This is a genomic window from Acidiphilium sp. (assembly GCF_049977125.1).
In the GTDB taxonomy this organism is placed as follows: domain Bacteria; phylum Pseudomonadota; class Alphaproteobacteria; order Acetobacterales; family Acetobacteraceae; genus Acidiphilium.
Map to the genome: position 1 here is coordinate 3,513 of NZ_JBMFGY010000165.1, position 2,081 is coordinate 5,593.

Here is a 2,081-nt window from a genome sequence, read left to right on the forward strand (position 1 = left end):
CTCCGAAGCTGAGCGGCGGATAATCGAGCGCGGACGAATCAGCAACATGCCTACGCCGTTCTAATCAATCTGTGATCAATGAACGCAAAATCTTATGTCATCTAAATGTCATAATTACTCGGTTGAACACAAGATTGCATGACGAACTGGGTTTCTACATAAGAGTTGAATTGCCGTACGTTTGCGATAGTATTTCGACCAAGACGAAAGCTGAAGTCGGGGCGCACGTCAGAGGAAATGCCCTCTGCGTGCATCCCGCTTACAAATGGTCTTGGTGGAAACGCCCGATCATGGGAGTTCCCACCAAAGTTGATAAAAACGGGTTGCGGATTGTGAGCCCGAACCCGCACGATAATCAGGACAAACTCCGGGTTCAGATAACCGCCGGCTTGGCAAGGCTGACGTCTCTGCCCGCAGGCTCACCGCCTATTTCTTCCAACGTTTTGCCGCTAGGCTCCGGCAGGGTCGCCATTGTCAGCAGAACGCCAAGGACGGAGACGCCGGCGGAGAAAAGCATAGCTCCCTTGACGCCGCCGGCCGCGCTGATGAAGGGGAAAACAAAGGTTCCCACGAACGCACCGAATTTTCCAATTCCTGCCGCCATGCCGTGCCCGGTGGTCCGGATGCTCGTCGGAAACACCTCTGCCGGCATCACGAAGGTTGTGCAGTTGGGACCGAACTCGATGAAGAAGAAGCTGATCCCGTAAAGCAACAGAAAGGGAGCGACCTCATGGGTGATACCAGGCACGAGCGCGATCGCGGCGAATGCCAGGGCCATGGCACCGAAGCCAATCACCTGCAGGCGACGATGCCCGACCGCATCCATGAAGAAGATCGAGGCGAGATAACCGGGAATGGCGAATATCGCGAAAACGATGAAGGCCCACGCACTGCCGGTGAGTTGCGAAGATGACGGTGCCAGAAGCTTGATGATCTCGGGCGTCGAAATCGCATTGCCGTAGAAGGCATAATCGTTGAGGAACCACGCGCCACCAGTACCAAGGATCAGCATCAAGAATTTCGGATTACTCAACATATCCCTGAGAGAGATGCGATTTGGCCGGGTATTCGCAGTTCCTGTGGGCCGAACCTGACCGTAAGAATAGGTCGCAATATCATTGGCAGCCTCACCGACATCGCCACGAACCAGAACCTTGTAACGTGGCGATTCTGGCATGGTGCGCCGCAGATAGAGCACGGCGAGCGGCGGCAGCGCCCCCAGACCGAGCATGATGCGCCAGATCAAATCTGACGGTAGCCCGGACGCTTCAAGCACCAAAGCAACGACGGGACCGAACGCGAGCCCAAGCCCCTGCATGCCGAAGACCATCGAGGTCAGAGCACCCCGTTTCTTCGCGTTCGCATATTCGGCCATCAGAACGGCACTCATCGGATAGTCGCCGCCAATACCGACCCCGAGAATCACTCGAAACACCAGAAGCCATATGAAGCTCGGCGCAAAGGCGCATGCCAGTCCGCCGATCACCATCAAGAGGGCTTCCATGCCGTAAATTCTCTTTCGGCCCACAAGATCAGCCAGTCGACCGAAAATAAACGCCCCGAGAAATGCGGCGACCAGAGAGATACTGCCCAGAAATGCAATCTGGGTACTGCCCAGGTGCCATTCCGGTTTTATGTATACAAGTGCAGAACCGATAATGAAAAGATCATAGGCATCGGTAAAAAATCCCATTCCAGCGGTAAATGCAGCCCGGAGGTGAAAGAAACTTATCGGTGCATTGTTAAGCGAGTCCAATACACCGGCTTCCTGCAATCCAGGGTTTGGCGTCTTTCCCATCTTCTGCTACTCCTATCTGAGATGAGCTGCCATCTACCCTCTTCGATCGACCTAATGTTTGACAGTTTGATGACATGCAACCAAATCGCTTTCACTTTTGGTTGAGCCGCAGCCAGCACATTTAATATGGACGGAGACAGACCCGATTTTCTACGAGCGTGAGTGTAACGGGCTCATCAACAGCGAATGTCCCCCTTTGACCGTAGCTGCTCATCCCCGCCGGGCTGTTTGTTGAATCGATTGTGAATTGACGTGACCACGTCGGATGGGATTCGACGGAGGC

General features: G+C 54.3%; 1 protein-coding gene. It reads right to left on the bottom strand.

The window, feature by feature from the left end; genetic code table 11:
* Window positions 1-373 precede the first annotated feature (373 nt).
* Window positions 374-1,798, bottom strand: a complete 1,425-nt coding sequence (locus tag ACP5E6_RS15765; RefSeq protein WP_427955639.1) for an MFS transporter — start codon at window positions 1,796-1,798, stop codon at window positions 374-376.
* Window positions 1,799-2,081: the final 283 nt, after the last annotated feature.

What these genes read in the sequence shown, in the direction of transcription:
- ACP5E6_RS15765 (WP_427955639.1), bottom strand. Translation starts at nt 1,798, where the DNA reads ATGGGAAAGACGCCAAACCCTGGATTGCAGGAAGCCGGTGTATTGGAC.